At 36.8% G+C, this 2,213-nt stretch carries 4 protein-coding genes; 1 reads left to right on the plus strand and 3 read right to left on the minus strand.

The window, feature by feature from the left end:
* The first annotated feature begins 178 nt into the window (after window positions 1–178).
* On the plus strand, window positions 179–388 hold the full coding sequence (locus F6K49_RS42705; RefSeq protein WP_293107529.1) for a hypothetical protein: 210 nt from the start codon (window positions 179–181) through the stop codon (window positions 386–388).
* Between the two features lie 277 nt (window positions 389–665).
* On the opposite strand, the gene F6K49_RS42710 is transcribed toward F6K49_RS42705, so the two are convergent.
* From F6K49_RS42710 to F6K49_RS42720, 3 genes are all read right to left on the minus strand, one after another.
* Window positions 666–803, minus strand: a complete 138-nt coding sequence (locus F6K49_RS42710; protein ID WP_293107532.1) for a hypothetical protein — start codon at window positions 801–803, stop codon at window positions 666–668.
* Between the two features lie 126 nt (window positions 804–929).
* Window positions 930–1,121: a hypothetical protein gene (locus tag F6K49_RS42715; protein ID WP_293107535.1), complete on the minus strand. Its 192-nt coding sequence runs from the start codon at window positions 1,119–1,121 to the stop codon at window positions 930–932.
* A 477-nt stretch (window positions 1,122–1,598) separates the two neighbouring features.
* Window positions 1,599–2,024, minus strand: a complete 426-nt coding sequence (locus F6K49_RS42720; RefSeq protein ID WP_293107538.1) for a nitrogen fixation protein — start codon at window positions 2,022–2,024, stop codon at window positions 1,599–1,601.
* Between the last annotated feature and the right edge of the window lie 189 nt (window positions 2,025–2,213).

The raw sequence follows: 2,213 nt of genomic DNA on the forward strand, positions 1-2,213 counted from the left end.
ATAAGAGGTTACTTGTGAGCTATTAGTAGGTTTAGCAGTAGGTAACTACATCTAATTTAATGACAAAAGTGTTTTTGATTTAGCATCAATAAGCTGTAAAAACTCTAGACATACTAAATTAATTTGAATAGGATTACACCAGGACTCAAAAATTATTGATTTCTAGTCAAGAACACACATGACAACAGACATTAATTATTTATTTGAAGAAAATACCATGGCTAATATTGCAATTTCTGACCTACATCCTGTTGGTGCCAACCTCTTCGAGGATTCTGAAAGCTTTATGATGGATTTATCTGATGATCAACTAGATGTTAAAGGTGGCGCTACTCCAGTAATTCTCACTATTGTAGTTTTGACGCTGATCCCTCAAAAAGCTTATTGATAAATGAATTAAATTTTATAATCTACATTCCGCATCCTAAAATTGCTCCCTAGCGGAAATTTTAGTCTTTTAGTCCAAGAGTAATCTTGGGCTTTTTTTTACTGTGGTGGCTCAGCAGCAACACACCCTCTTCAGGCATGCTATTTATAAATGACTCTATGTAATTGTAATTTTGATACCTTTTTTGAACATAAGATGCTGCGATTTAAAAAAAACTTCTGTGGAGGATACTGAGGGATAACTCTTGGCAGCCTTGATGTCTTAGGTGTGGAATCCACTAACTAAAACAAGCACTCTGAGAGTGCAAAATTGCTGCAACAGCATGTGCAAAACCTTGCCGGTGACGGTAATCTTTCGGAACAATCCATTGATAGAGTTGGTTAATCAGTTGAGGATAGACAAGGGGGGCTTCCATTGGATTAGCTCTGAGTTGGGGAACTTAAGCTTCTTATGGAAAGCCCGCTCTTGGTGATCTGTGTCTCAGTTTGAGACTAGGTAATGGTGCGCTTTCAGCACTTTATACATCACTAGGCTCTAGTTGTTAGAGAGGCTTATCCTTCTTCCAATTTCCACGGTTATCATAAACACGCTTTATGTCTGCTATTCCATCACCATTGGTGTCTATATACTGGACAAGTCGTCCGCCAGATATGTATTGAAGCTGATTTTTATCAGACAAATCAATAAGTTCAGATTCACTTAGTTGAAGTTGGTTGATTTTAATATTAGCCATTTTATTCTTTCTCCTTTGTTGTTGTAAATAGAGCTTGAGTACAAGTTTCAATCTCCAACTTAATAATATCCTATTCAAATCAAGATAACAACCTTAAAACATGACTTAAAAGTTACACATATGGTTTGATAATTTATAATTAAAAGAGTATATTTAAGTTTGATTGTATTGAACAGAATTTAAATGTATTTAACCAATATAAAGCATAAAAAACTAAAATTAAAAGATTAAATTGAGACATAAGGATTACAGTTATGTCTAAAAAAAAATAATACTCCAAGTAATCTCATCAAAAAAGCGATCGCCCCCGGTAAAGAAGTGCGATCGCTTGCAGCCAATTGAAACCTGAAAATTGTAATTATGTCTGGATTTGAAGAGGGGTCACGGTAAGTAATCTAAAACAAGAAGCGATCGCATCCTAAAATTAATGCGATCGCTCTTCTAAAAATAGCAAGAATACAGCCTCTAGTTAATTGCTTATTTTGGCGTTGATACTTCCCGCATGAGTTCAGAAGGATTACAATTGTCTGTGACAACTTGCGGACAGCGAAAACACGCTGCTTTGCCTTCCTGATTCCACCATCTACAATCCTTCCGTATGGCACAAGCTGGCAAGTTTTCCTCTACTGCTGGTAAGTTCTCCACAATTTGCGTAGCTAAACGGCAGTTTGTGCCATCAAAATGCTGACAACTTTTCTCTGCACAGGGAGCAGATATACGAAACACCTCTGTGGGTGTAACTGGAGCAGCTAAACTCACCAGTTGTTCAGTAAGAGGTTGCGCTTGCTTTAAATAAGTAACCTGGGGCTTCTCTTTGGTACCATTTACAATCCCAAATACATGGCTATTTTCTGACTCAGGTCTAGCACTGGGACAAAGTTTAGTGTTACTGGAGCTATTCATGATCACAATTTTATTTTATCAGTTGGCCACAGAAATCAGTATGTTAAATTACATTTCTGAAGGATATCACTTGGACATTGAAATCAATTACTCAGGCTATAGCGGTTCCTGATCTACTCAGGTGCCATTTGATAATAACAACTAAAATAGGAAAATCCCGTGTACTCTACTTGGGTGGAAACCGCTATA

This window comes from Moorena sp. SIO3I6, from assembly GCF_010672095.1.

What these genes read in the sequence shown, in the direction of transcription:
- F6K49_RS42715 (WP_293107535.1), bottom strand. Translation starts at nt 1,121, where the DNA reads ATGGCTAATATTAAAATCAACCAACTTCAACTAAGTGAATCTGAACTT.
- F6K49_RS42720 (WP_293107538.1), bottom strand. Translation starts at nt 2,024, where the DNA reads ATGAATAGCTCCAGTAACACTAAACTTTGTCCCAGTGCTAGACCTGAG.
- F6K49_RS42710 (WP_293107532.1), bottom strand. Translation starts at nt 803, where the DNA reads ATGGAAGCCCCCCTTGTCTATCCTCAACTGATTAACCAACTCTATCAA.
- F6K49_RS42705 (WP_293107529.1), top strand. Translation starts at nt 179, where the DNA reads ATGACAACAGACATTAATTATTTATTTGAAGAAAATACCATGGCTAAT.